Source organism: Pseudomonas sp. Irchel 3A5, assembly GCF_900187575.1.
In the GTDB taxonomy this organism is placed as follows: Bacteria; Pseudomonadota; Gammaproteobacteria; order Pseudomonadales; family Pseudomonadaceae; genus Aquipseudomonas; species Aquipseudomonas folii.
The window spans coordinates 178,315-203,321 of the sequence record NZ_FYDU01000005.1 but is presented as its reverse complement, the minus strand read 5'-3'; the positions used below and the strand labels follow the sequence as shown (position 1 = coordinate 203,321).

21 protein-coding genes are annotated in these 25,007 nt (G+C 55.8%); 9 read left to right on the top strand and 12 right to left on the bottom strand.

The window, feature by feature from the left end:
- The first annotated feature begins 23 nt into the window (after positions 1-23).
- The 3 genes from CKW31_RS09975 (at position 24) to CKW31_RS09965 (ending at position 2,524) form a co-directional block, all read left to right on the top strand.
- On the top strand, positions 24-731 hold the full coding sequence (locus CKW31_RS09975) for a hypothetical protein (RefSeq protein WP_095094170.1): 708 nt from the start codon (positions 24-26) through the stop codon (positions 729-731).
- A gap of 215 nt (positions 732-946) precedes the next feature.
- Positions 947-1,651, top strand: coding sequence for a hypothetical protein (locus tag CKW31_RS09970; RefSeq protein ID WP_141230137.1), 705 nt, complete (start codon positions 947-949; stop codon positions 1,649-1,651).
- 213 nt (positions 1,652-1,864) lie between these two features.
- A complete protein-coding gene (locus CKW31_RS09965; protein WP_095094168.1) occupies positions 1,865-2,524 on the top strand; it encodes a hypothetical protein in 660 nt (219 codons plus the stop codon).
- Between the two features lie 50 nt (positions 2,525-2,574).
- On the opposite strand, the gene CKW31_RS09960 is transcribed toward CKW31_RS09965, so the two are convergent.
- The gene (locus CKW31_RS09960; RefSeq protein WP_095094167.1) at positions 2,575-3,459 is read right to left on the bottom strand and encodes a hypothetical protein; all 885 of its coding nucleotides are present in this window, start codon (positions 3,457-3,459) and stop codon (positions 2,575-2,577) included.
- A gap of 377 nt (positions 3,460-3,836) precedes the next feature.
- Between CKW31_RS09960 and CKW31_RS09955 the strand changes: the two genes are divergently transcribed.
- Positions 3,837-4,556: a hypothetical protein gene (locus CKW31_RS09955; protein WP_095094166.1), complete on the top strand. Its 720-nt coding sequence runs from the start codon at positions 3,837-3,839 to the stop codon at positions 4,554-4,556.
- A gap of 50 nt (positions 4,557-4,606) precedes the next feature.
- Here the strand turns inward: CKW31_RS09955 and CKW31_RS09950 are convergent, their stop codons facing one another.
- Positions 4,607-5,530 carry a hypothetical protein gene (locus CKW31_RS09950; RefSeq protein WP_095094165.1) on the bottom strand — a complete coding sequence of 308 codons (924 nt, stop codon included), beginning with the start codon at positions 5,528-5,530 and terminating at the stop codon, positions 4,607-4,609.
- A 448-nt stretch (positions 5,531-5,978) separates the two neighbouring features.
- Between CKW31_RS09950 and CKW31_RS09945 the strand changes: the two genes are divergently transcribed.
- The 3 genes from CKW31_RS09945 to CKW31_RS09935 all read left to right on the top strand — a co-directional run bounded on the left by CKW31_RS09945 (position 5,979) and on the right by CKW31_RS09935 (position 10,946).
- Positions 5,979-9,089, top strand: coding sequence for a biosynthetic peptidoglycan transglycosylase (locus CKW31_RS09945; RefSeq protein WP_095094164.1), 3,111 nt, complete (start codon positions 5,979-5,981; stop codon positions 9,087-9,089).
- A 502-nt stretch (positions 9,090-9,591) separates the two neighbouring features.
- Positions 9,592-10,179: a PadR family transcriptional regulator gene (locus CKW31_RS09940; RefSeq protein WP_095094163.1), complete on the top strand. Its 588-nt coding sequence runs from the start codon at positions 9,592-9,594 to the stop codon at positions 10,177-10,179.
- Complete coding sequence (locus CKW31_RS09935; RefSeq protein WP_095094162.1) at positions 10,176-10,946, top strand: siderophore-interacting protein; 771 nt, start codon at positions 10,176-10,178, stop codon at positions 10,944-10,946. The genes CKW31_RS09940 and CKW31_RS09935 overlap by 4 nt, the downstream gene beginning before the upstream one ends.
- A gap of 188 nt (positions 10,947-11,134) precedes the next feature.
- On the opposite strand, the gene CKW31_RS09930 is transcribed toward CKW31_RS09935, so the two are convergent.
- Together CKW31_RS09930 and CKW31_RS09925 are read right to left on the bottom strand one after the other, a co-directional pair.
- Positions 11,135-11,788 (bottom strand): Pr6Pr family membrane protein, encoded by a 654-nt coding sequence (locus CKW31_RS09930; protein ID WP_095094161.1) that lies wholly within the window; start codon positions 11,786-11,788, stop codon positions 11,135-11,137.
- 38 nt (positions 11,789-11,826) lie between these two features.
- Positions 11,827-12,054, bottom strand: coding sequence for a VF530 family DNA-binding protein (locus tag CKW31_RS09925; protein ID WP_087264664.1), 228 nt, complete (start codon positions 12,052-12,054; stop codon positions 11,827-11,829).
- A 477-nt stretch (positions 12,055-12,531) separates the two neighbouring features.
- On the opposite strand from CKW31_RS09925, the gene CKW31_RS09920 reads away from it, so the two are divergent.
- Complete coding sequence (locus CKW31_RS09920; RefSeq protein ID WP_095094160.1) at positions 12,532-13,914, top strand: carbohydrate porin; 1,383 nt, start codon at positions 12,532-12,534, stop codon at positions 13,912-13,914.
- A gap of 131 nt (positions 13,915-14,045) precedes the next feature.
- Complete coding sequence (locus CKW31_RS09915; protein ID WP_095094159.1) at positions 14,046-16,460, top strand: glucose/quinate/shikimate family membrane-bound PQQ-dependent dehydrogenase; 2,415 nt, start codon at positions 14,046-14,048, stop codon at positions 16,458-16,460.
- Between the two features lie 300 nt (positions 16,461-16,760).
- Here the strand turns inward: CKW31_RS09915 and CKW31_RS09910 are convergent, their stop codons facing one another.
- The 8 genes from CKW31_RS09910 to CKW31_RS09875 all read right to left on the bottom strand — a co-directional run bounded on the left by CKW31_RS09910 (position 16,761) and on the right by CKW31_RS09875 (position 24,817).
- Positions 16,761-17,957, bottom strand: coding sequence for a PotD/PotF family extracellular solute-binding protein (locus tag CKW31_RS09910; protein ID WP_095094158.1), 1,197 nt, complete (start codon positions 17,955-17,957; stop codon positions 16,761-16,763).
- Positions 17,954-18,961, bottom strand: coding sequence for a GTP-binding protein (locus CKW31_RS09905; protein WP_095094157.1), 1,008 nt, complete (start codon positions 18,959-18,961; stop codon positions 17,954-17,956). The genes CKW31_RS09910 and CKW31_RS09905 overlap by 4 nt, the downstream gene beginning before the upstream one ends.
- Positions 18,958-19,257, bottom strand: a complete 300-nt coding sequence (locus CKW31_RS09900; RefSeq protein ID WP_095094156.1) for a hypothetical protein — start codon at positions 19,255-19,257, stop codon at positions 18,958-18,960. Before CKW31_RS09900 ends, CKW31_RS09905 begins: the two co-directional genes overlap by 4 nt.
- A gap of 21 nt (positions 19,258-19,278) precedes the next feature.
- Complete coding sequence (locus CKW31_RS09895; RefSeq protein WP_095094155.1) at positions 19,279-20,028, bottom strand: SDR family NAD(P)-dependent oxidoreductase; 750 nt, start codon at positions 20,026-20,028, stop codon at positions 19,279-19,281.
- Positions 20,029-20,334: 306 nt separating this feature from the next.
- Positions 20,335-21,096, bottom strand: coding sequence for an SDR family NAD(P)-dependent oxidoreductase (locus CKW31_RS09890; RefSeq protein ID WP_095094154.1), 762 nt, complete (start codon positions 21,094-21,096; stop codon positions 20,335-20,337).
- A gap of 10 nt (positions 21,097-21,106) precedes the next feature.
- The gene (locus CKW31_RS09885) at positions 21,107-22,447 is read right to left on the bottom strand and encodes an MFS transporter (RefSeq protein WP_087264673.1); all 1,341 of its coding nucleotides are present in this window, start codon (positions 22,445-22,447) and stop codon (positions 21,107-21,109) included.
- Between the two features lie 27 nt (positions 22,448-22,474).
- On the bottom strand, positions 22,475-23,356 hold the full coding sequence (locus CKW31_RS09880) for a polysaccharide deacetylase (protein ID WP_095094153.1): 882 nt from the start codon (positions 23,354-23,356) through the stop codon (positions 22,475-22,477).
- An 87-nt stretch (positions 23,357-23,443) separates the two neighbouring features.
- Entirely contained in the window at positions 23,444-24,817 is a 1,374-nt protein-coding gene (locus tag CKW31_RS09875; RefSeq protein ID WP_095094453.1) for an amidase, read from the bottom strand.
- Positions 24,818-25,007: the final 190 nt, after the last annotated feature.

Here is a 25,007-nt window from a genome sequence, read left to right as displayed (position 1 = left end):
GGGAAACTCAAGAGGAAGTCATTTTGGAAATCAATTCTGCAGTCAAAGTCAGCAACCTTTATTCGGTGGTGCCTGGCAAGGTCAAGGCTATTGAAAAGCCCACCACAGAAGTGGACACCCTGGTGGCGGGCAAGACCGATAGCGTGGAGAAATCCGTCTTGGCCACAGGCGTAAAAGCGCCCGAGAAGGTTGAAGAAATTGAGCATTACGTCTATGAAGAAGCGCCTTGGCTAAAGCTCAGCTTTGATGATCCACTGATGGAAATGTCTAAAAAATCATTATATCTAATCGATATAACACTGGAATCCATTGGACAAACCGAAAAAATAAACTCTGCATTCAAAGAATTCTCCGAGCGCCTCAAAAACCTCCGGCCCGATATTGCTTCAACAAACTACAGCTTCACCCTGGACGAAAACGCGAACATAAAGATACTTGACGGACAACAGCCATTAAGTGACGCGAACAAAGTCTGGCTGACCGACGAAATCAATAAATTCAAAAATTTTAGAAATACTGTTCACGCCCACTCTAAAACACTGATGGCGCTCGTAGATCACACAAAAGATTTTGGTGGAAAATACAATTTGAACAGATATAACTTTCAATCAGTCATTGACTACAAGGACATTCTTAACACGTCCCACCATGACTTCTATGAAAGATCTTTAAGTATGGTGCAGAGCCATGCACCGATAAGATCAGAACCGCGGATCAATACGTACGCATAGCGTAAAAGGCTACCCGCCGGGTAAAGCTTGAGGCCGGCGCTTTTTCTGACAATAAAAAGTGCAACTCTCAGGAAGCGGCACCACAAACAAAAACTCATTTATGAGAACGGCGTATCAAAATAATCTACTCCGGAAATTTCCTACAAACTAATCAGGGCAAGTTTCTACTCCCTTTGTCGTTAAAGAAAGGGTAAGACAATTGAGAGGAAGCAATCGTGAATATTAATTCTGCAGGGATCGTCAGCAACCTTTGTTCATGGGTGCCAGGCAAAGTCAAAGAAATGAGGCCCACCACACAAGTGGACACCCTGGTGGAAGGCAAGACCAATAGCGTAGAGAAAGCCGTCTTGGCCCCAGGCGAAAAAGCCCCCGAGAAGGTTGAAGACATTGAGCATTACGTCTATGAGGAAGCCCCATGGCTAAAGCTCAGCTTTGACGACCCGATTATGGAAATGTGTAAGGATGGAATCTATTTACTTGGCATAGTCTCTGAATCATCCGGAAAACTAACCAAAATAAACTCTGCATTCGAAGAATTCTCCGAACACATCAAAGACCTACGGCCCGATATTGCCTCGTCAAACTACAGCTTCACCCTCGACGAAAACGCGAACATAAAGATACTTGACGGACGACAGCCATTGAGTGAAGCGGACAAACTGTGGTTAACCGACGAAATCAACAAATTCAAAGACTTCAGGAATACCGTTCACGCTCACTCCAAAGCGCTGATGGCGGTAGTGGATCACACCAAGAACTTTGGTGGCAAGTACAACCTGAACAGGCACAATTTCCAATCGGTCATTGATTACAAAGACATCCTCAATATATCTCAACATGATTTTTATAAAAGAGCCTTAGATTTGGTAAAGAGCCATGCTCCGATGAGGTCAGAACCGCGAATCAATACGTACGCATAGCGAAACTAAGCTGCCCGCCGTCTGGTGGGACGGGAGTTTTTCTCTCAACAGTTTTGCAGTCTATATGTCGCTATCGATGGGCTGGAGGCAAGGTCAATCTGAGAACAGCTTCTCACTGTAACCCCCTCCAAGAAGTTTCCTACAACCTTCTCAGTCCAGGTTTTTACTCACTTGGCCGTTAAAGAAAGGTAAAACTACTGAAAGGACGCATTCGTGAATATCAACTCCGCAATGAGACTCAACCATCTTCAACCACCCGCTTCGATCATCAACGCGCAAGAACACTCCGCCAGGCACATGAAAAACACAGCGCAGAGCAAAGTCATAGATCACCAAAAATATAAGGCAGAGCCTCTGCAAACCGAAAATTTACTTGAGCACGTCTCGACGGAGTGCAAAGATGATTTTTTAGAACTGGTTTGCTTGATCCTTGACGCTTCACTCGGACTACTCGACATTCGCCGACAGTACGCTGAGTTTAACGAACGCCTTAAAGACCTGCGCCCTGACATCGCTTCAGCAGGATTCGGATTCACGCTGGATGAGAACTCGAAAATAAAAATATTGGACTCAGGGAAATTGGGCGAAGCTGATAAATCCTGGCTAACTGAGGAAATCAATACATTCAAGGACATCAAGCACCACGTCTACAAGCATTCCAAACTATTGATCCAACTGGTAGAAAAAGATACCCAAAGATTTGGTGGGAGATTTAACCTTAACAGTGAGAACTTTCAGAACACTATCGATTATGGAGATATCCTTAATAAAAAATGGGGAAGCATGGGGACATCTCTCGATAGTTTCTTTACTAGGCAGATTTTAGAGAACGCGGAAAAACGCGCAGCCCCCTTGCTCGACACCTATGCATAGCTGAGAAAAACGGCCTGCCAGGATACATGACAGGCCGCTTTACCTTAGACTCAGGATCGTTTACTGCTAATCAGACGCTGATGACAGATATGTCCAAATTTATATTTTTCGGAAGCGGATTCCCCCGCCTGCCAATTCTGAAAAACATAATGACCAATTTGGTAATGAGTCCTCCATGTATTATTGTAGCCCTGACTGTAATTCACAAAATCTCTAGCTTGAGTCCCGCCTTGGCATAGCCCAATCTGCAAGAGCCCCATCGCTTTGCCTTCGCTATCTGACATCAGGGTTCCCTTTATATTTTCTCTGTAGCCACCGTCAAGCTTGAGCCCAAAGCTAACAATGCCTCCTTCCAACGGCGCACCCGTTGTATCAGTAAACTGGGCGACTACTGTGGCCTCCTTGTGCGCTTGACCGGGCAGCCATGCAGGGTCGCTATAACCATATGGAATCCGTAACACATTCTCCTCGGGCTTTAGATCAAAATCCTTCAACACCGGATAGGAGCCGAATATCAGGGAATATTGCCCACCATTAAAAGCCGCAGCCTGATTATGTGTCACCCTGATGATGATCTCTTCACCCGGCTTCAGGTTTTTGAGGACACTGATACCTTTAACGGTGATCAACGTCCATGCCCCATCTACATGCCGTTCGACCTTGATATGTTGCTGACTCTGCAGGTTCAGTATTACATCCTGACCTCTCACAGCGGTAAAACCGTAGTAGTGCTCGGAGACAGCGCTGTTTAAGCGCGTGCCAAGAGTGTGAACCTTATCCGTCAACACATTGAATACCGGCTCTTCCATTACCGGCGCGGTGGCGGTTTGTGTCGCACTGCCCTCTGGGACGGTTTGTGCCCAAGCAGAATGAGGCCCCGCCGAAATAACAGCGGACACAACCATACCCAAAAGCAGCTTTTTATTTTTACGCATCTGAAACTCCTAAATAGACTCAATAGTTTTAATTCGTTATGCCAGTGGTCTAAGCACTGACAAACCGGACGTAATCACTGCTTTAAATACGAGTCAACAAGTCTGTTTAAAAATCAGACGCTTCCTACTTTTAATTTAATTTGTAATACATCCCCTACAAATAACACGTATCATTTCTTACGCCGAACACCAGAGAACTCATGACTTACTCAACGCTTTCGCGTCGACCGACCAAAACTTAAAAATACGGTCGCGAGTTGAGAACAGCATCTCAAAAAGAGACCCTCTCGGAAGTTTCCCACAACATTATCAGGCCAATTTTTTTCGGACATGGCCGTTACACCGAGGGTGACCTACAACACGGAGAGGGAATACTCGTGAACATCAATTCTATTGTGTCGACCCCTTTGAAGCTTTCAGCAATTGATCAGCCTAAGGTGGAGCAAGTCCTGGCAACATCTGCGATTAGTTATACAAGATTAATATCCTCCGACGAAAGCGAGAACACCACACTGAAGATATTGAATTGCAACCCGTTTATGGTGGGGCCTATATTTAGAGATATCGTATTTACACGAGAAACAGACCCACTCGACAGAGGATGGGCTCCCCTTAAGAAGGATGAGTGCTGCTGGGGATGTCGCAGTGACCAAATGGATATATTAGCTTCTAATGCCAGCAGCCTGATAGAGAACATCAGCGTTGAACTGCAAAACTTCAGACAGAAAATTGCCAAAGACTTCCCGGCGCTATCAGCTACACCCTTTGACTTCACAGTCGATGCAAGTGGAAAGGTCAAGGTTTTAAATTCTGACTTATTAAGTGACCTCGAAACTGCATACCTGACAGAGGCCATGCAGGACTATGAACCACTCAGAGAGCTCATCATGGCTCACGCCGAGACGATCATTAGCTATGTAAGCTTTTTAAAACGTCCTGAAGAAGAGGAACCCTTCTCCTACAAACATTTCAGCGCTTTGGTAAATTACGCCGCGCTGCTCGCAGACACCACGGGAAAGCTTAATATTTTCGGACAACCAAAGGAAAATGATCGCGCCCATACAAATAATCGAAACAGGATCGACGTAGAAGTCTGATGCGAAAAAAAGGGGCAGATGTACTATCTGCCCCTCACAGCTTGAAATAGTTAGATTCTACCTCTGTTCAGAGTCTGGGTGCAGATATGAGCAAATCCGGCCATCTTGTTCATTTCAATTTTTTTACTCTCTGTGCCAATAAGCTTGTCGAATACAAACCAACGTCCGACATTGTATGTAGACACCCAATGATGGGTTCCACCAGCATCATTGCGCTGAGCGGCCAGTTCTCCGCCGTAACATTTGTTAAGCGTGAATGTCGCGGTGGCGATTCCACGCTCGTCGGACAGCGCGGACTGCGTCAGTTCTGGGTCTTTAGACTTCAGGTTTAGATAAATCGGCAAACTGGCTGACGCGCCTTTCAATGGAATCCCTGTGGTATCAGTAAATGTTGCTTCCAACGTTAACGTACCATGAGTTTGCAAACCAGCTACCCATCCAGAGTCGGCGACAGGAACACGGTTCCTGACAGGTGGAGCGTTCAGTGAAGAATCCTTGAGGACCGGGTATGATCCAAAGGCCACTTTGTATTCCGTCCGCTGGTAAGGTTTGTCTTGTTTGTAGGAAACCCTCATGACTACTTGATCTCCAGGCTTCAAACCAGGTAGATCGAGCGCACTCGTGTTATTTTTTGTCTTCCACACACCATCATAATATTCGACCTGCCAAGACGGTTCAGGCTCCTCAGCTATAGCTGCAAGCAAAACTTTCTGCCCACGAATTGAAGTAAAAACATAGCAACGGACGTCGGATTTGCTTTCAAGAAAGCCCTTTGGTTCGTTAATCTGATCTAGCGTGCTCTGACAACTGGATGTATCAGGTTCTGTCAACGACACGGCCGCCATCGCCGTCTCAACTTGGGCTACATTTTGCTCAACACCATTAATTTCGGCCCGAGCATAAAATCCTAGCGAAGACATCACAAATAAAGGCACGCACAACTGCGCCACCCCCAACCTTTTATTCTTGTTCATCTCTGACATCCTGATAATTATTAAAAGTTTTAGCCAGACGCTTATGCAACTGACAAACCGGACGTAATCACCGTTTAAAATACGAGTCAATATTCAACTACCAAAATCAGAACCGTCCTACTTGACTCTTATACTTGAGGGCTTTTCCTACATAAAACATCGACTCAACTTACAAATCCAACTGATTATCGACGCATTAAACGTTTTAGGATGAGCACACACGGGCGCTTCGAAAATTCATGGCGCTCGGGGTTTATCAAATCCCTGGTCTTGCCGATACACCTGTTGAGCCGCTGATGGACCTGCGGCCTGAGCACGCCATGGATTGGTAAGCAGCCCGCCGCTGCTCAGGAAGCGTCCTACAGCCCTAGACAATTTTTCCCGCAATCCCGGTCAGCGACTAAGCTTGAGTCAGGTGCGATTAACAGGTTTAACCGGGCCAATCGAAATGGGCGTTTTAAGGCATGCAGATACCAAAGAGACTGTGATTACCGCAGACAGTCGCGACCGAGCACCCATGCCAAAACCCCCACGCCGCAAAAGCTATGTGTGGCGCGTGATCTGGGTTTTGCTGCTCCTGGGGATTGGCGCGCTGGCCGTGGCGATGGTGATCGAGTCACGCAGTTCGCGCTTGCAGGCGCTTGAGTTCAGCCGCTTTGCGGCGAATCTGAGCTATTCGATGCATACAGGTCCCAGCGATTCGATGCTCTACCCCGGCGAAGGCCCCTTCGACAAGCGCCTGGGCTACTCATCACTGAATGAATTTTTGCCGCGCCTGCTCAAACGCGACTATTTGGTTACCGAACAGGTACGGTTTTCCCCCGACTTGCTGGACTACGCCAAACGTGGCTTCTTCGTACCTTATGAAGAGAAAATCCAGGCTGGACTGTCGATCACTGATTGCCGTGGTGTCGACGTCTATCAATTCCGTTACCCGCAGCAATTCTACCCAAGCTTTGCCGCGATCCCGCCACTGCTGGTGCACAGCCTGCTGTTCATCGAGAACCGCGATCTGCTTGATCCACAACAGCCAATGGCAAACCCGGCAGTGGACTGGCCGCGTTTTGCCAAAGCGGCGTTTTCTCAAGTAGCGAAGCTGCTCGGCTTGCCGGGGCAATCGGCAGGGGGCAGTACGCTGGCCACCCAACTTGAAAAGTATCGGCACTCCCCTGACGGCCTCACGCTGTCGGGTTCGGAAAAGCTTCGGCAGATGATTTCCGCCAGCGTGCGCGCCTATCAACCTGGCCAGCAAACGCTTGAAGCACGTCAACGCGTCGTTCGTGATTACCTGAACAGTGTGCCGCTGTCGGCTGTGCCGGGGCATGGTGAAGTGCACGGTATGGCTGAAGGGTTGCGAGTCTGGTACGGCGCTGATTTCGTGAAGACCAATCAGTTGCTGGCGTCCCCTGCCAGTGACCCGCAAAGCATTGCCGCTCAGGGACTGGCATTACGAGAAGTGCTGTCGCTGGTCATCGCCCAACGTCGACCTTCGCACTATCTGGCGAAAGGTCGTGCGGAACTGGCGGAGCTGACTGACAGCCACATTCGCCTGCTGGCACAAAATCAGGTGATCAGTAGCGCGTTGGCCGATGCCGCGCTGGAAGCGACGTTGAGTTACCGCAACTGGGCGGAGCAGCCGACCATCCAGCCCATCGAGACCAATAAAGGCATCAGTGTTGCCCGCAGTCGATTGTCGGCGCTGCTAAATCGTCCGCTGTACGACCTTGATCGCCTTGATCTTTCGGCCACCAGCACCCTGCAAAGCGAACTGCAAAACAGCGTCAGTGAGTACCTGAAAAATCTGGCGGACCCGGCTTTTGCTGCGCAAGTCGGGCTGCTGGGAGAGCGATTGCTAACCCCCGCCAGTACCACCCAGGTGCGCTACAGTTTCACGTTGTTCGAGCGCGGCCCGGATGGATCACGGGTAAGGGTGCAGACGGACAGTACCGATCAGCCTTTCGATATCAATGAAGGCAGTAAGCTGGAACTGGGCTCCACCGCAAAAATGCGGGTGATGACGACCTACCTGGAGATCATTGCCGAACTGCATGATCGTTACGCCGCGCAAAGCGTCAGCGCACTGGGCAAGGAGCCGGTGGCAGATCAGGACCGCCTGACCCGCTGGGCGCTGGATTACCTGATACAGAATAAGGATCGGGACCTGTCCAGAATGCTCTCGGCGGCGCTGGACCGGCGCTACTCGGCCAGCCCGGCAGAAAGCTTTTTCACCGGTGGTGGCATGCACCACTTCAACAACTTCCGCAAAGAAGACGACAGTCGCTTGCCAACCCTGCGTGAATCGCTGCGCGAGTCGATCAACCTGCCTTTCATTCGACTGATGCGTGATGTCGTGCGTTACAGCACTTATCAAGGGCCAAACAATAGCGCCGAGCTGCTCAAGGATGACGATGACCCACGCCGTCAGGAATACCTGAGTCGCTTCGCTGACCGTGAAGGGTCGGTATTCCTGCTGCGGTTCTGGAAACGTTACAAGGACAAAACCACCCAGGAGCGACTCGATACATTCCTGGACGGCATCAATGCCACGCCGATCAGGCTGGCGGCGGTGCATCGTTATCTGTTGCCGGGTGCCAATCAGGCCAACTTCAACACCTTCATCCGTGCGCACATGGCCGAAGACAAGGTTGGACCGAAGCTGACCGAGAAGCGACTGGCCGATCTCTATGAAAGCTACGGGCCGGGCAAGTACAACCTGCCGGATCAGGGCTATATCGCCAAGGCGCATCCGCTGGATCTGTGGTTAGTGGGTTACTTGCTGCAACACCCGGATGCGCAGTTCAAGGACGCTGTTGCTGCCAGCCGGCATGAGCGTCAGGAAGTGTACGGCTGGCTGTTCAAAAGTCGCCACAAGAGTGCACGGGACAGCCGGATCCGGACAATGATGGAGGTCGAGGCGTTTCTTGATATTCATCAGCGCTGGCAACGTGTCGGCTATCCGTTTGATCATCTGGTGCCGTCGCTGGCCACCGCCATCGGCAGTTCCGGAGACCGCCCCGCCGCGCTAGCCGAGTTGATCGGCATCATCCAGAACGACGGCATCCGGTTACCCACTTTGCGCATCGACAGCCTGCATTTTGCTGCCGATACGCCCTATGAAACCCGACTCGCCAATAACCCGGAACTGGGCCAGCGCGTGTTGCCTTCCGAAGTTGCCGCCGCCATGCGCGATGCGCTGTCGCAAGTGGTCGACGGGGGAACCGCCAAGCGGGTGCATGGCAGTTTCAAATTGCAGGACGGCGCTATCCTCGCCATGGGCGGCAAGACCGGCACCGGCGACAACCGTATCGAAAGTATCGGTGCGGGCGGACGCGTCCTGAGTTCACGAGCGATCAACCGGACAGCCACTTTCGTGTTCTATCTGGGCGATAACCACTTCGGCACCCTGACCGCATTCGTGCCGGGCCGGGCAGCAGAAGGATTCCGCTTCACGTCAGCGCTGCCCGTGCAAGTGCTAAAGGGCATGGCGCCGATTCTGAACCCGTATCTGGAGCCTGGTGGTCATACGCTCTGCCAGCCGACCATCAGAACGCAACTGTAGCGAACTTGTTCGCGAGGGGCGTCAAACCGGCACCACCGCGTTTAACCCTCTCGGCAACAAGTTACCTCCTACCCAACGCGTGCCACACGGTAGGAGCGAACTTGCTCTCGAGGGGCGTCAGGCCGGCACCACCGCGTTTAACCCTCTCGGCAACAAGTTACCTCCTACCCAGCCCGCGCCACACGGTAGGAGCGAACTTGTTCGCGAGAGGCGTCAAACCGGCACCACCGCATCAAATCCTCTCGGCAACAAGTTACCTCCTACCCAGCCCGCGCCACACGGTAGGAGCGAACTTGTTCGCGAGGGGCGTCAGAGCAGGACCATCGCGCCAAACCCTATTGGCAAAAAGTTACCTCCTACCCAGCACCGCGTTGCTCGTTGCTCCTACAACCATTTTGATAAATTTTCTCAAACCACAAACGAGAACCGTTCGTCTTTATCCCTTGCGCAATCATTAAGATATATCTTAAGGTATATCTAACTTGTAACGGGAGATGAAGAGATGCGTGATGACCCTCACGACAACGACCACCGTCCTTCGCATCGCGAGCATGGCGATGGACGAGATGGTTTTGAGAAACGACCTGGCCGGGAACGCGGTGGACGCGGACCTCGGGTGTTCGCGCCGGGCGATCTGAAACTGCTGCTGCTGGCATTGATTGCCGAGCAGCCCTGCCATGGCTATGACCTGATCCGTCAGATTGAAGGCATGTTTGACGGTGCCTATAGCCCAAGCCCCGGGGTGATCTACCCGACCCTGACCTTCCTCGAAGAAAGCGAGCTGATCGAAGGCGATGCCCAGGGCGGTAAAAAACATTACGCCGTCACCGGTGCCGGTCGCGCCTCATTGGCTGAACAAAAAGTCGCCCTGGATGGCGTGAAGATGCGTATCGACGTCAGCAAGCGCTCGTTGCGCGGTCATGATCGTCCTGCGGAAATCCATGAGGCCGTGCACAACCTTCGCCACGCCTTGCAACTGCACCACGGTCGCTGGAGCCCCGAAGAAATCCTCCGGGTTCGCGACCTGCTCAACAACACCGCCAAAGCCATCGTTGATGGCCCCCCTATCCAATCGGAGAAGCCGGTATGAATTCACAGCAATCCATTCATCGCGTCAGCCATGAGATCAAACGCCGCAGGCTTGAAGTGCTGCGAGTGACGGACATTACCCCTAAAATGCGCCGGATTACCTTGCATGGCCCTGACCTGACCGGCTTCATCAGCCTGGGACCCGATGACCATGTGAAATTGATGTTCGCCACCACACCTGAAGAACAGGCAGCGCTGGATAACTTCGTTCCGGGCTCCCCAAGCGACGGACCAAAACCGGTGATGCGTGATTACACACCGCGCCGTTACGATGCGATCAGTGGCGAACTGGATATCGATTTCGTACTGCACGGCGAAGGGCCCGCAGCAACCTGGGCAGCGCAAGCTCAACCGGGTCAGTTCCTGAATATCGCAGGGCCGCGCGGTTCGATGATCGTGCCGGATATCTTTGACAGTTATCTGCTCATCGGTGATGAAACCGCTCTGCCTGCTATCGCCCGACGCCTTGAAGAGTTACCGGCCAATCGCAGCGCGCTGGTCGTTGTCGAGGTTGCAGACCCAGGCGAGCAGCAGGTTTTTCAAAGTCAGGCTCAGGTTGACGTGATCTGGATCGTCCGTGGCGAACAGGATCTGGTGGATGTCGTCCGCCGCCTGGAAATGCCTGAAGGCAAGCTGTACGCCTGGATCGCAACCGAATCGATGCTGTCACGCAAACTGCGCCGGGTATTGCTCGGTGAGTTCGGACTGGAAGAAGAGTTTGTGAAGGCTGCGGGGTACTGGCGGCTGGACGGGAGTGATGAGGGCTGATCAGTACTTAGCTCTCATCGAACAAATTACAGCTATCTGATTTGGAATCCTTTTTCTGTAGAAGCTGCCGAAGGCTGCGAAGCATTTCTGCTGATAAACCGCGATCGCAGCCTTCGGCAGCTCCTACAAGTCCTGTGTTTGCCGCGAAACTGTGCGGTGCAATAGAAACCGGGCCAGCTCCTGCAGACTCAGCGTCTGGCGCTGAATCTGTCCACTCCAAGCAGCACCAGGGCAATCACGATAAAACCGATCAACACCCCTCCCGCATTAGTGAACGCCTGCACATAACCGATGTTGCCGACATTGATGAACGGGTACATGTAATCGCCAATCGAGCTGCCACGCAGCAACACGTAGGAAAAGTAGATGACTGGATAAAGAATCCACAGCAGTACATGCTCAAGCCGCAAGAGGCCCTTGGGTACGTACAGCCACCAATAGAGCAGGAACGCCAGCGGCATGACGTCATGCAGTAATTCGTCAGCAACAAACTGCCAACCTTCCGGGTGCCAGAGATGGCGAAGCAATACGTTGTAAGCGAGTCCGACCAGAACAATGCTGGCTGCAATCCCGCTGCACACCACCGGGTGCTGGAAGAAGCGATGCGCGGCCGAGGTTCTGTTACTCAACGCGCAGGTCAGTACGACTGCTACCAGCGTATTGCTCCACACGGTAAAAAAACTGAAGAACCGCACCAGCCCACCTATCAGGCTGGCGTCATCGGCCCAGCGTGCAATGAAAACAAGGTAAAGCTGAATGGCCAGTCCTGACCACCCGAGGCAGGCGGCAATCATCGTGTAACAGCGCTGTCCTTGCGCACTTTTCATGTATTGGAAGTACATCGTTTTTCCTTGAAGCCCAGCCTTGGAACCGGGCGAAATTACCAGCCTTTGCTGCGGTGCAACTTCACGTACAACGCCTCGACCTTCTCCCTGGCCCAAGGCGTCTTGCGCAGAAACGTCAGACTGGACTTGATGCTTGGGTCGCTCTTGAAGCAGCGAATATCAATGCGCTCAGCCAGGCCTGACCACTCGTAATGCTCAACCAGTGCGTTGAGGATCTGTTCGAGCGTTACGCCGTGCAAAGGGTTGGAGTGGGGTGTAGTCATGCAAAACCTTCAAGCTGAATGGATAGGGGCACTTCCCGGAAGCTGCGCACCTTAGCCGAGCCTTCAGACAGCGGGAAGAGCTTAGCGTGCGAAGTCTTTGTTTTGGCAGTCAGCTTAAGCCTACCGAGAGTGTAGGACGCTTCCGAAAAGCTCCGCTATTTGTCCGAAACACAGCGCCAATAGGGGAATGACGCAGAACCTGTTGGAGCGAGGCTTGCCCGCGAATGGATTGCCTCGATGTTACCGAGATGCCGCGTGAGGGGTTCTTCGCGGGCAAGCCACGCTCCAACAGACCGCCCTCAACGCACTATTGCAATCTCCGCAATGATCCATGTCAATTTTATCGCTGTTCACTAACTCGTTAGCCCCCTATCATTACGGACTGCCAGCTGAACCGATTTTGCAACTGCTTTCGCATTGCAAAACCGCGGCATAGCGCCGCATGCCTTTCCTGAATAATTCAAAAGAACGATACCTATGTCTGTCGACCCGAGACGTTTTTTGGCTTTTGCCCTGCCCTTCCCTTCACGCCTTAACTTTGCCGCAAGGCTCTGTGGAATTGCCGTCGCTGGTCTGGCCAGTTGTGCACAGGCTGCACCTGCATTTGACAGTGATTCGCCATGGATGCTGGGAGACTGGGCAGGCAAGCGGACCGAGCTGTCGCAACAGGGCTATGATTTCAAACTCGATTACACCGCAGAGATGGGGTCCAACCTGCACGGCGGTTACAGCCACGACAATGCGGTGCGCTACAGCGATCAATACGCCCTCGGCGCTCATCTCGATCTGCAGAAGATCCTCGGCTGGCAGGATGCCGAATTCCAGTTGACGGTGAACAATCGCAACGGCGACAACATCAGCAATGACCGCGTCAGCGATCCGCGCACTGGCACGCTGTCTTCCTCCCAGGAAGTCTGGGGCCGTGGCAGCGTGACTCGCCTGACACAGCTGTGGTACCAGCAGAAATTCTTTGATCAGGCCTTGAGCGTCAAGCTCGGTCGATTCAATCAGGGCGAGGATTTCGGCAGCTTCCCCTGCGACTTCCAGAATCTCTCGCTCTGCGGCTCCCAGGTCGGCAACTGGGATGGCGGTACGGTGTACAACTGGCCCATCAGCCAGTGGGCAATGCGCATCAAATACCAGATTACTCCGGAGTTTTTCGCCCAGATCGGCGCGTTCGAGCAAAACCCGTCGAATCTGGAAAACGACAACGGCTTCAAACTCAGCGGCAGCGGCACCCAGGGGGCGGTCTTGCCCGTAGAGCTGGTCTGGTCGCCCAAAGTCGATGGTCTGCCGGGTGAATATCGCGCCGGTTATTACTACAGCACCGCCGACAGCCAGGACGTTTACAAAAGCAGTAATGGTCAGTCGGCAGCGCTCACCGACGGCACGTATCGCAGTGCTTCAAGCAAGCACGGCATGTGGTTGAACCTCCTGCAGCAGGTTAGCAGCCGCGACGGCGATCAAAGCCGCGGTTTGAGCGTGTTCGCCAATGGAACGATGCATGACAAGAAGACCAACAAGGTCGACAACTACGTCGCCGTCGGTGCGTTCTACAAAGGCCCGTTCGATGCCCGTCCCAAAGACGATATCGGCCTTGCTGTCTCACGCATTCACGTCAACCCGGCCTACCGCAAGAACGCCGCCGCACTTAATCAGGCCGCAGCTGTTTACGACTACAACGATCCAGCCTTCACGCCCCTGCAGGACACCGAATACAACGCCGAGCTGTATTACGGCGTGCACCTGACCAACTGGCTCACGGTGCGGCCAAATCTGCAGTTCGTGCGCCACCCCGGTGGCGTGGACGAAGTGGACGACGCACTGGTGGCGGGCCTGAAAATTCAGTCGTCGTTCTGACCGACGGCTGATTTCTGCTGTCATTAGTTCGTATCAACAACTAGTTTCAAAGTATTGCAGGATTTTCTTCAACGAGTCCTGCGCGAATAACAAAGCTTCATCACTTAAATCTGTCCTTGGAGATTCACACTATGAGCACTGACGGTGCTTTGAGTAAAAATCGCCTGCTACCGACATTGCTCGGGCTGGTGATACTGCTGATGGGCCTTGCCCTGTTGGCCTTAGGCGTCCAGCTGCTGCAAGTAGACGGTTCGCCGTATTACGTACTGGCAGGCATTGGCTTCGCGGTGACAGGTGTTTTGCTTGTCACTGGACGCCGTGCGGCTTTCGGCTTGTACGCGCTGATTCTGTTTGCCAGCACCGTCTGGGCATTGTGGGAAGTGGGTCTGGACTGGTGGCAACTCGTGCCGCGTCTGGCACTGTGGTTTGCCCTCGGCATCGTGATGTTGCTGCCATGGTTCCGCCGCCCGGTCCTGCGGGGTCAGCCTGGCGGTAAAGGCATCGCCGCACTGACCGCTGCGGTAGTGCTGGCAGGCCTTACGGCCCTGGCAAGCCAGTTCACCAACCCTGGTGAGCTCAAAGGCCAGCTGGACCGTGAAACTGCAGGCACCACCAGCGCCGCACCCGCCATGCCTGACGGCGACTGGCAGTCCTACGGCCGCACTGCATTCGGTGATCGCTACTCGCCACTGGCGCAGATCACTCCGGCTAACGCCAGCAAGCTGGTGCCTGCCTGGACTTATCGCACTGGCGATATCCCAGGCCCGAACGATCCGGGCGAAACCACGGCCGAGAACACGCCGCTCAAAGTCAACGGCATGCTTTACGTCTGTACGCCGCATAGCCAGGTGATTGCGCTTGATCCGGACACCGGCAAGGAAATCTGGCGCTACGATCCGAAGATCAGCACTCAGAATGCTGCCAACTTCAAAGGCTGGGCACACATGACCTGCCGTGGCGTGTCCTATCACGATGACGCCGCCTATGCCGCAGCGCCAGCGCAAAGCCCGGCAACACCAGCTGTCGCTTCCGCCGGGAGCAATGTTTGCCCGCGTCGCATCTTCCTGCCGACTGCTGACACCCGCCTGATCGCGCTGAACGCCGACACCGGCAAAGTCTGCGAGGATTTCGGCAACAAAGGCGCGGTCGACCTGAGCGCCAACATCGGCACTTTCGCAGCGGGCGGTTACTACTCCACGTCGCCACCTGCTGTGACCAAGGACCTTGTAGTGATCGGCGGCCACGTGACCGACAACGTTTCCACCGACGAGCCGTCGGGCGTGATCCGTGCGTATGACGTTCACACGGGCCGTCTGGTGTGGAACTGGGACAGCGGCAACCCGGATGACACCACGCCTTTGGCTGAAGGCAAGTCCTACACGCGTAATTCGCCCAACATGTGGTCGATGTTCGCCGTCGATGAAAAACTCGGCATGCTTTACCTGCCTATGGGCAACCAGACTCCGGATCAGTGGGGCGGTGACCGTACTCCAGAGTCCGAGCAATTCAGCGCCAGCATCGTGGCTCTGGATATCGCTTCCGGCAAAGTACGCTGGAGCATGCAGCTGACTCACCATGACCTGTGGGACATGGATGTCGGTGGCCAGCCGACGCTGATGGACATGAAAACTGCTGAGGGCATCAAGCCGGCCGTACTGGTTTCGACCAAGCAGGGCAGCATCTATGTGCTGGATCGCAGCACCGGCAAGCCGATCGTACCGATTAATGAAGTACCGGTCCCGGGCGGTGCGGTAGCGGGCGATCACACTTCGCCAACTCAACCTAAATCCGACCTGAACTTCATGCCGCCACCGCTCAAAGAACGCGACATGTGGGGTGTAACGCCATTCGATCAGGCGCTGTGCCGGATCGACTTCAAGTCCTTGCGTTACGATGGCCCGTTCACCCCGCCATCGCTGCAAGGCTCGATTGTTTACCCAGGTAACTTTGGCGTGTTCGATTGGGGCGGCATCTCGGTTGATCCAGTACGCCAGATCGCCTTCGTCAACCCGAGCTACATGGCGTTCCGGTCCAAACTTGTACCTGCCGCAGAGGTTGAAGGCGGTCCTGGCCGCAAGAGCGAAACCGAAGGCGTACAGCCGAACAAAGGCGCGCCCTACGGCGTGATCCTGGAAGCGTTGCTGTCGCCACTGGGTCTGCCTTGCCAGGCACCGGCGTGGGGTTATGTGGCTGCAGTGGATCTGACCAATCATCAGACCATCTGGAAGCACAAAAACGGCACCGTGCGTGACAGCTCGCCGGTTCCGATCCCGTTGAGCATGGGCGTTCCAAGCCTGGGCGGTACGTTCACCACCGCCGGTGGCGTCGCCTTCCTCAGCGGTACGCTTGATCAATACCTGCGTGCTTACGATGTTCGCAACGGCAAGCAACTGTGGGAAGGCCGCCTGCCAGCAGGCGCGCAAACCACACCGATGACCTACACCGGCAAGGACGGCAAGCAATACGTGCTCGTCGTTGCTGGCGGTCACGGCTCGCTGGGCACCAAGCAAGGCGACTACGTGATGGCGTTCAAACTGCCGGATTGATGTTTAGCTGATGCAATAAAAAGGCGGCCATCGAAAGATGGCCGCCTTTTTTGTGTCAGATTTTCGACCTTGCCTGAAAATGTTGCCCGGCTTAATCCCACAGAGGTTTGGCAGTTAGACCGCGTTATCGTTCTTCGCGGGCAAGCCCGGCTCCTACAAAGGAATGCAGTACCCGTTGGAGCGAGGCTTGCCCGCGAATCTGGCGCCGTGGTGGGGCAGATGGACCACGTTACCGTTCTTCGCGGGCAAGCCCGGCTCCTACAAGCACCTCGTTCGAGCAAAGAATCAAGATCCCTGTAGTTACCGCGACTTAACGCCAGCCTTGCTCCCTGCCCGCAAGATATCGCTCCAGCGCCTGACCAGATAATTGTGCTCATCCATCACCGAGTTCCACACCGCAATATGGCCCATGCGCTGTTCATAGGAGCCGCCATCACGTACTTCTCCGGCGTCAATCAAAGGCAGGCCGTCGCTGCCGAGCAGTTGCTCACGGGCAGGCAGGCCCTCGTACCAGTAATCCCATTCTGCCGCGCTCAGGTGATCGCGGCTGCGTGCCGGGTTGCCGATGTAGTAACCCTGGCGTGCCATGACTGCGCCCGGCCAGCCGGACAGCCACCAGTTGAGGTACGCGTAGGCGGCATCGAGTACCGGACCTTTGGCATGACGCGACAGCGACAAACCACCGAACCAGCCGCGATAGCCTTCACGGGGCACCGCAACGCGGTACTTCACGCCAGCTCGATGCAGCCGCACCAGGGTGGGCGACCAAAGGCTTTGGATATCGATGGTCGGGCTGAGCATCAACTCCGCGGCCTCTTCATCATCGGACCAGAACGCGCCGAAATGCCCTTCCTGCTGTTTGCGCACCAAGACATCGGCAAGTACGTCGATTTCCTCAATGCTCATGTTGCCGATGTCTTTGAACTGCGCCAGGCCTGCGCCCTGCACCGCCAGTGCTGCATCCAGCGCACCAATGGCCGCATCGCTTTGCAGGGCGATACGCCCACCCCAGGCTGGATCAAGTAGCCAGCCCCAGCTTTCATGGTCACTGTCCAGCCCGGCGGGCACGCGCTCCGGGCGATAGGCAAAACTATCGGCATTGTGTGTTAGCGGCAGCATACTGATGCGCTCGCTCACCGCACTGCCCAGCGTGCCATCATGCTGCACGAACAGACGCTCGCTGGGGACGCTGCCACTGCCGAGCCGATCCGAGGGCCGCAACCGGCCGCGCTTGGGCAAGTCATTGATCTCATGCCAGAGAGCGATGCGCCGGGTATCGATGGGCTGGATGGCACGCGCCGGCCACACAAAGTCGACGTTGTGGAACCACTGATCGTAAAGGTCATAACTGTCGGGCTGCATCACCGCAATGCGTTGCGCGGTCTGCACGTCGTGCACCTGATACACCAGGCAGATACCCAGTTCCTGCTCGGCACGCTCGCGGATTGATTCAAGCAACGTGACCGATGTACCCAGGACGCGCAGCGTGATGGTCATGCTGCCGTCTCGCTGATGGCCGGAGCGAAGCAGCGGGCAAAGACATCAAACGAACGGCGCAACAGCTCAGGGTCAAGGCCGCGCAGGATAAACACCAGCCGCGAGCTGTGATCGTCCCCCGGCCAGGCCGACAGGTGCACGGGTGCATGCAGACAATGCTGCACACCATGAATCACGATAGGCGCTTGGCTGGCATTCACGTTGAGCAGTCCTTTGACTCGAAGGATTCGTTCACCGTGGCATCGTAACATCATCGACAGCCAGACCCCGAAGCCGACCCAGTCCAGTGGCTGCTCGAACCTCAAGCAGCACACTTGCGCATCACCATGCTTTGACGCGGTGGATTGCACGCGATGCAACTGCCAGCGCGCCACCTCCTGGGCTGGTTCTGCATCGAGGACTCCTTCGCCCAGCAATAACTGATCGCCGCTGTGGACCTGCGCGGTATCCATCATGAGCGCAGAGAAATTCAGGGCTTGCAGGTGTGCTCGCAACTGAGTCTGCGTTGGCTCATCCACCAGATCAGTCTTGCTCAGTAACAAACGATCCGCCGCTGCCACTTGCGCCAGCCACTCCGGGTGCAAACGCTCCTGCAAGGTGGCGTGACAGGCATCTACCAGGGTCACAATCAGCCCCACATGAAAACGCCCGCGCAGTTGCGGATCGTTGCTCAGGGTCGCGAGGATCGGTGCCGGGTTCGCCAGGCCAGTGGTTTCCAGAATCACGCGACGAAACGCCGGGATCTCGCCCTTGGCGCGCCGGGCAAGCAGGCCCAGCAACGCGTCCTTCAGTTCGCCGCGAATGGAGCAACAGACACAGCCACTGGGCAGCAATACGGTGTCCGGCGCGACTTCCTCCACCAGCAGATGATCGATACCTACGTCGCCGAACTCATTGATCAGCAATGCTGTATCACCGAGGTTTTCGTCCTGCAGCAGTCGCTTGAGCAAGGTGGTCTTGCCGCTGCCGAGGAAGCCGGTAATCACGTTCAGCGCAATACTCATGATGACCTCTGCAAATGATCCAGCACGAGGGGGTCAAGCGGGTCCAGCTGTCGACCGATCAGCAGTTCGGCCTTCTCCAATAGCTGATTGAGGCCTGATGCCAGCTCCTGCTTGCCGGTGGCACCAAGCAACAGGTAAGACGAGCCCTGAAAGTCCTCAACCTTGAGGCGAAACGGCGCCACCACTTTATTGATCGCCGCGATACGCCGCAGGCGTTCACGCCGCCGGGGCAATTCACCGCCCAGCGGGTCGCTCCAGTGCACGTCTTCGCCCAGCAGGCCGCACAGTCCACACATCAGGTGATCCTCATTTGCTCACTACGGCATCACATCGCCAGAATTCGGCCCCAGCGTCTGGCCGACAAACAGATTGCCGCCTGGCTCACTGGCCAGAAGCACCGCTACCGGCGCGACTTCTTCGGCCAGACCGAAACGTCCCAGGGGCAACTCGGCAGCCTTGGCGATTTTCCAGGCGCTGCTGATCCCCGACACCAATGGCGTTTCAATCGGACCAGGCGCGATGGCGTTGACCAGCACGTTGTCCTTGGCCACTTCCAGCGCCAGCGACTTGGTAAAGCCGATCACCCCGGCTTTAGCCGCAGCGTAGTGAGTGAGTTCGGCGCCGCCCTTGATACCCAGTTGCGAAGCAACGTTGATGATGCGCCCCCACCCTTGGGCCAGCATGTGCGGCAGTGCTCGCTGACTCGCCACGAAGACACTGGTCAGGTCTACACGCAACATGTCGTTCCACATCTCGATGCTCAAATCGACACAGCGCGCCTGGGTGAGCATGCCTGCGTTATTGACCAGAATGTCGATGCCACCGAAGTGCTCGACGCAGGCGTCGACACTGGCTCGCGCGCCTTCGACACTGCCCACATCGGCCACGCACTCGCGCACCTGCGCGCCCAATTGACGGCACTCCTGAGCGACTTTCGCCAGGCTCAGCGGATCGCGATCGCCCAACAGCAATTGTGCGCCTTCGACTGCATAGGCGCGGGCGATGGCAGCACCAATCCCGCTGCCTGCGCCCGTGACGACAGCGCGTTTGTTGATCAGTTGTTGCATACACGGGTTCCTTTTTGAAGTGACGCGTCACCCTGTGGGACCGGATTTATCCGGGAAGAGCCCAGCCCGGCCGGCATAAAACCCACGGTGTGACCAAAATCGCCTTCGCGAATGAATTCCCACAGAACCTACGCAGTCCCGTAGGACAGGCCGGACGGCGCTCCGTTTTAGCCGGGAGGAAGTCGGGGTGTTCGCTAAATTTTCTTTGGCGACATACCGCTCTCCCGGCTAAAGCCGGTCCTACAAGATCAAGAGCACGCTTGCAGGCCAACGTAGAATCTCCCATACCTCATCTGCGCAGCGTCATTACTCAGGCCAGCGCACCGTCAGCCCTCCGTCAATCACAATGCTTTGTCCGGTCAGGTAACTGGCCTCGTCGCTGCACAGGAAACGCACCAGTGAGGCGACTTCATCGGCCCGCCCCACTCGGCCAAGCGGGATAGCTTTGGCTGCCTGAGCGAGACCTTCCGGGCCCAGGGAGTTTTTGCTGTCCAGGGATTGCGGCGTCTCGATCAATCCGGGAATCACCGCATTGCAGCGAATACCCCGGCCAGCCAACTCCACCGCCAATGAACGGCACAGTCCGGGCACGCCGGCCTTGGCGGCGGCGTAGTGAGCATGGTCCTGCCAGCCGTAAACCCCGCCGGCAATAGACGAAATCGCCACCAGCGCGCCGCCCTCGCTCATGTGCCTGACCGCGGCGCGGAAGGTGCGCATCACGCCGGTCAGATCCACATCGAGCATCTCGTTCCAGAGCTCGTCTGTCATTTCCAACAGAGGCGCACGGCGCAGCAGGCCTGCGTTGGCCACGGCGTAATCGATTCGGCCGAAGGCCTTGAACGCCTGATCGGCCAACGCATCCACCGATTGCGTGCGGGTGACGTCCAGTGCCGCCATCAGGCACTCGCCCCCCACTGCTTCCACCAAACGAATGGTTTCCTGAGGATCGTGAGGATCGGCGGGATAAAAACCGCCCATCACTGCCACGCCCTTTTGCGCAAAAGCGACGGCTAGCGCCTGCCCGATGCCGCTGGCGGCACCGGTGATCACTGCAACTTTACGGGTCATGTGCAATTCCTTATTTCACGGTTTCCGGACGTACATGTCGGGCGGCAAACATCAGCGCACCGGAGAGGAAGCAAGGCAGCGCGCCAAAGTACAAGGCGGAGGTCTGCCAGTCGCCACCAGCGCTCAGTACAGACGTGGCGCCGAAACCGGCAATGACCGCGCCGATAGGCCCCATGGCGTGGATGATTGCGCCGCCAGTAGCGCGGATGCTGGTGGGAAAGCTTTCGCTGATGAAGAACAAGGCCGCCGAATAAGGGCCGATCAGGAAAAACAGACCCAGACTGTAAAGGCCGATCACCGTAGGCATGTTGCTTGGGCCGTAGAGCATCGCGGCGAAGGACAGCCCGCCGAGCATCCAGCCCAGACCGATGACGTTGCGGCGACCAATCTTGTCGCCCATCCAGCCGTGGCTCAGGTAACCGCAGTAACCCACCAGGTTGGACAACACCAGAATGATCAGCGAGTTCTCGAAGGAGACGTGATGCACACTGACGATCACTGACGTACCGAGCACGCTGAACACTTGAATCGCTGCCCAGTTGAGCAGGATGGCCGCACCAATCACCAGGGTTGCGCGGCGCGATGTGCCACGAAACGCCGCGGCGAGACCAGCAGTGCGGTGCTCTTCGTAATCCACGCCGTAAGTCAGCGCCACGGCTTGAGCCTGGCTCACATCACCAGCTTTACGCAGTTGGGTAATACGCTGATGGATCTGGAACTGCGGACTCTCCTTGAGTTTGCGCGCCAGAATCGCGATGACGATGGCCGGGATCGCCGCAAAAACGAAGCAGCCCTGCCAGCCGATGATAGGCAACAGCACCGCAGTCAATCCCGCAGCAATCAATGCCCCGACCGGCCAGCCACCCTGCACCAGGCTGTAAATAAAGCCGCGACGTTTAGCCAGACGCGGGTCATCGGAGGCCGCGTAGATTTCACTCAGGTAAGTCGCGTTGACCGTTTCTTCGGCATAGCCAAGACCACCCAGTGAACGGATCAGAATCAACGGTGATTTCCCCCACGAACCACCGATCGCCGTCAGCGCCGAACAGATTGCCGAACCGCTGACTGTGAAAATAATGCCCATGCGTCGGCCCAAGCGATCTACCAACGGCCCGATGGCCAGGGCGACCACTGCAGTCCCCACTGCCACCCAAGTGGCAATCTCGGCCTGCTCGACTTCGCTCCAGGCAAAATGCCGACCGATTTCCGGCAACAACGTGCCGAACAGAATGAAGTCGTACACCGCAAAGACCCACGCGAAGAACGCGATCCAGGTAGCGAATCGCACTTCGTCTGGAGTCAGTTGCTGGGGTTTCCAGCCAGTCAGGTCAAGCTTGTTGTAAATAGACATGAGTGACGCCTCGGACAGGCCAATGAATCAGCGGTTACGTGGGTTACGGCGGATAAAGTCGTCGGCGATTTCGTCGAAGGTGACGAACTTGACGCCCTCATGGCTCTGAATGTGTTCGATCAATCGCTCCAGCATCAACAGCACCTGCGGGCGACCGGAGACGTCCGGGTGGATAGTCATGGTGAACACCGCGTGCTCATGTTCGCGATAGACCCAGTCGAACTGGTCGCGCCACATTTCTTCCAGATGGCGAGGGTTGACGAAGCCATGGCTGTTGGGGGCTTTCTTGATGAACATCATGGGCGGCAGGTCATCGAGGTACCAGTTGGCCGGGATCTCCACCAGATCGGTTTCTTCACCGCGCACCAAGGGTTTCATCCAGGTGTCGGGATGCTGGCTGTAATCGATCCTGGTCCACTTGTCGCCAACCCGGACGTAGTACGGATGGAAATCGTTGTGCATCAGGCTGTGGTCGTACTTGATGCCTTTTTTGAGCAGCAATTCGTTGGTGACGTTGCTGAATTCCCACCAGGGCGCGACGTAACCGGTCGGACGCTTGCCAGTCATTTGCGTGATCAGGTCGATGGACTTGTCGAGGACGATCTCTTCCTGCTCCGGCGTCATCGCAATCGGGTTTTCGTGGCTGTAACCGTGCACACCGACTTCATGACCGGCATCGACCACAGCCTTCATTTGCTCTGGGAAGGTTTCCATGGAGTGGCCTGGAATGAACCAGGTGGTGCGCAAGCCGTAACGCTCGAACAGCTTGAGCAGACGCGGCGCACCCACTTCACCCGCGAACAGGCCACGGGAGATGTCATCCGGAGAATCCTCACCGCCGTAGGAACCCAGCCAACCCGCTACCGCATCAACATCGACGCCAAATGCACACAAGATTTCTTTAGCCATTTTGCTACTCCTGCTTGTTGATCAGACCGGCGCTAACGCATTCAGTACTGGCTGCCGGGGTTCCAGTGCTTTGCTGTTCGAGGTCAATCAGGCCTTGGCCATTGCCGCTTCGACGGCCAGCGCGGCGCGCAACAAACGCGCGTCTTCCCCCGCTGGCGCGCTGAGCAACAGCCCTGTTGGCAACCCGCGCTCATCATGGCCGCTGGGCAAGGAAATACCTGGCATGTTCAGCAGGCTGCCGGGCATGGTCAGGCGCAAGGTGGCCAGATTGGTCTGGAAAAACAGCTCGTCGTCCGCCAGCAAAGGCGCCAGCGGCGGGGCCACATGGGCCACGCTCGGGGTCAGCAGAAATGCGCCGTCGAGCTCCAGGCTGATTTGTTCCTGTAATTGCTCACGGGCGCTATAAAGCTTGAGTAGCTGACTGGCGGGCATGTGCCGGGCCGTCTCCAGGCGCATGCGCACCCGAGGATCGAGCTGGCTGGCCGCATCGCTGTCGAGCAGGTTCTGGTGCAAAGCGAACGCCTCAGCAGCGCCCAGCCAGCCTTGCTGTTGAATCAGCTGCAAGGTGGCCTGGAAGGCTGCGCACGGCCGCATCTCGACCAGCGCACCGGCTTCATGCAACCGCGCAACCGCCTGCGTCAGGTTGTTGCGCACGGCAGGCTCGACACGTTCGTCCTGCAAAACCACCTCATCGACCCAGAAGCGCTGCCCGACCAGGCTGCGCGGTACCTGCGAAGTCGGCTTGTTACGGGCGCGAAGTACATCATCGATAACGATGACGTCACGTACGCTGCGGACCAGCGGACCGACGCTGTCCAGGGTATGGGCCAGGGGAAAAACACCCTCCCGACTGTAACGTCGAGTGGTGCTGCGAAACCCTACCAGGCCATTGAAAGCGGCCGGAATGCGGATCGAGCCCGCGGTGTCGGTTCCCATGGCGATAGGCACAATGCCCGCAGCGACGGCGACCGCCGAACCGGAAGACGATCCACCAGCAATGCGAGGTTGATCATCGCTGCAAGGATTGATCGGCGTCCCGAAATGTGGGTTGAGGCCCAACCCCGAATAGGCAAACTCACTGAGGTTGGTTTTCCCCAGACTGACCATGCCCGCCCGCGCCAGAAGGCCAGCGGTGGGTGCATCCAGCAGCGCAGCCCCAAGGTTGTGACGCACCGCAGCACCGGCGCTGGTGACGGTGCCAGCGACATCAAACAAGTCTTTCCAGGCAACGGGTATTCCATCGAAGGGGCTTAGAGGCTGCCCCGCCTGCCAACGCGCCGCAGATGCCTGGGCTTCACGGCGAGCACGCTCGACGCTCAGGGAGATAAATACGTGATCAGCGCCCTGGGCCTGTTGCAAGGCCAGTTCGAGTGCCTGCACCGGATCATTGCGACCCGAAGCATATTCTTCGGCCATTGCACTGGCATCCATCGCCCTGCCTTGGCTAGCACTGTTGATCATCGGCATGTCAGACCCATAAAATGTACTAATTAATAAAATGTACATTTAAATGAGGCAGAATCCATGCCAAACATGAGTCAGCTTTCCAGCATTGGCAGGGTCAAAACTTCCCAATCCAACGCAAACGACTACGCCAGAGCTCTTGCAATGCTATGGATGACTGAATCTTTGAGCGAGCACTTCGACAAAA

Excerpts from the sequence above, each read along its gene's own strand:
- CKW31_RS09960 (WP_095094167.1), bottom strand. The coding sequence starts at position 3,459 with ATGCGTAAAAATAAAAAGCTGCTTTTGGGTATGGTTGTGTCCGCTGTT.
- CKW31_RS09950 (WP_095094165.1), bottom strand. The coding sequence starts at position 5,530 with ATGAACAAGAATAAAAGGTTGGGGGTGGCGCAGTTGTGCGTGCCTTTA.
- CKW31_RS09945 (WP_095094164.1), top strand. The coding sequence starts at position 5,979 with ATGGGCGTTTTAAGGCATGCAGATACCAAAGAGACTGTGATTACCGCA.
- CKW31_RS09940 (WP_095094163.1), top strand. The coding sequence starts at position 9,592 with ATGCGTGATGACCCTCACGACAACGACCACCGTCCTTCGCATCGCGAG.
- CKW31_RS09935 (WP_095094162.1), top strand. The coding sequence starts at position 10,176 with ATGAATTCACAGCAATCCATTCATCGCGTCAGCCATGAGATCAAACGC.
- CKW31_RS09930 (WP_095094161.1), bottom strand. The coding sequence starts at position 11,788 with ATGTACTTCCAATACATGAAAAGTGCGCAAGGACAGCGCTGTTACACG.
- CKW31_RS09925 (WP_087264664.1), bottom strand. The coding sequence starts at position 12,054 with ATGACTACACCCCACTCCAACCCTTTGCACGGCGTAACGCTCGAACAG.
- CKW31_RS09920 (WP_095094160.1), top strand. The coding sequence starts at position 12,532 with ATGTCTGTCGACCCGAGACGTTTTTTGGCTTTTGCCCTGCCCTTCCCT.
- CKW31_RS09915 (WP_095094159.1), top strand. The coding sequence starts at position 14,046 with ATGAGCACTGACGGTGCTTTGAGTAAAAATCGCCTGCTACCGACATTG.
- CKW31_RS09910 (WP_095094158.1), bottom strand. The coding sequence starts at position 17,957 with ATGACCATCACGCTGCGCGTCCTGGGTACATCGGTCACGTTGCTTGAA.
- CKW31_RS09905 (WP_095094157.1), bottom strand. The coding sequence starts at position 18,961 with ATGAGTATTGCGCTGAACGTGATTACCGGCTTCCTCGGCAGCGGCAAG.
- CKW31_RS09900 (WP_095094156.1), bottom strand. The coding sequence starts at position 19,257 with ATGTGTGGACTGTGCGGCCTGCTGGGCGAAGACGTGCACTGGAGCGAC.
- CKW31_RS09895 (WP_095094155.1), bottom strand. The coding sequence starts at position 20,028 with ATGCAACAACTGATCAACAAACGCGCTGTCGTCACGGGCGCAGGCAGC.
- CKW31_RS09890 (WP_095094154.1), bottom strand. The coding sequence starts at position 21,096 with ATGACCCGTAAAGTTGCAGTGATCACCGGTGCCGCCAGCGGCATCGGG.
- CKW31_RS09885 (WP_087264673.1), bottom strand. The coding sequence starts at position 22,447 with ATGTCTATTTACAACAAGCTTGACCTGACTGGCTGGAAACCCCAGCAA.
- CKW31_RS09880 (WP_095094153.1), bottom strand. The coding sequence starts at position 23,356 with ATGGCTAAAGAAATCTTGTGTGCATTTGGCGTCGATGTTGATGCGGTA.
- CKW31_RS09875 (WP_095094453.1), bottom strand. The coding sequence starts at position 24,817 with ATGATCAACAGTGCTAGCCAAGGCAGGGCGATGGATGCCAGTGCAATG.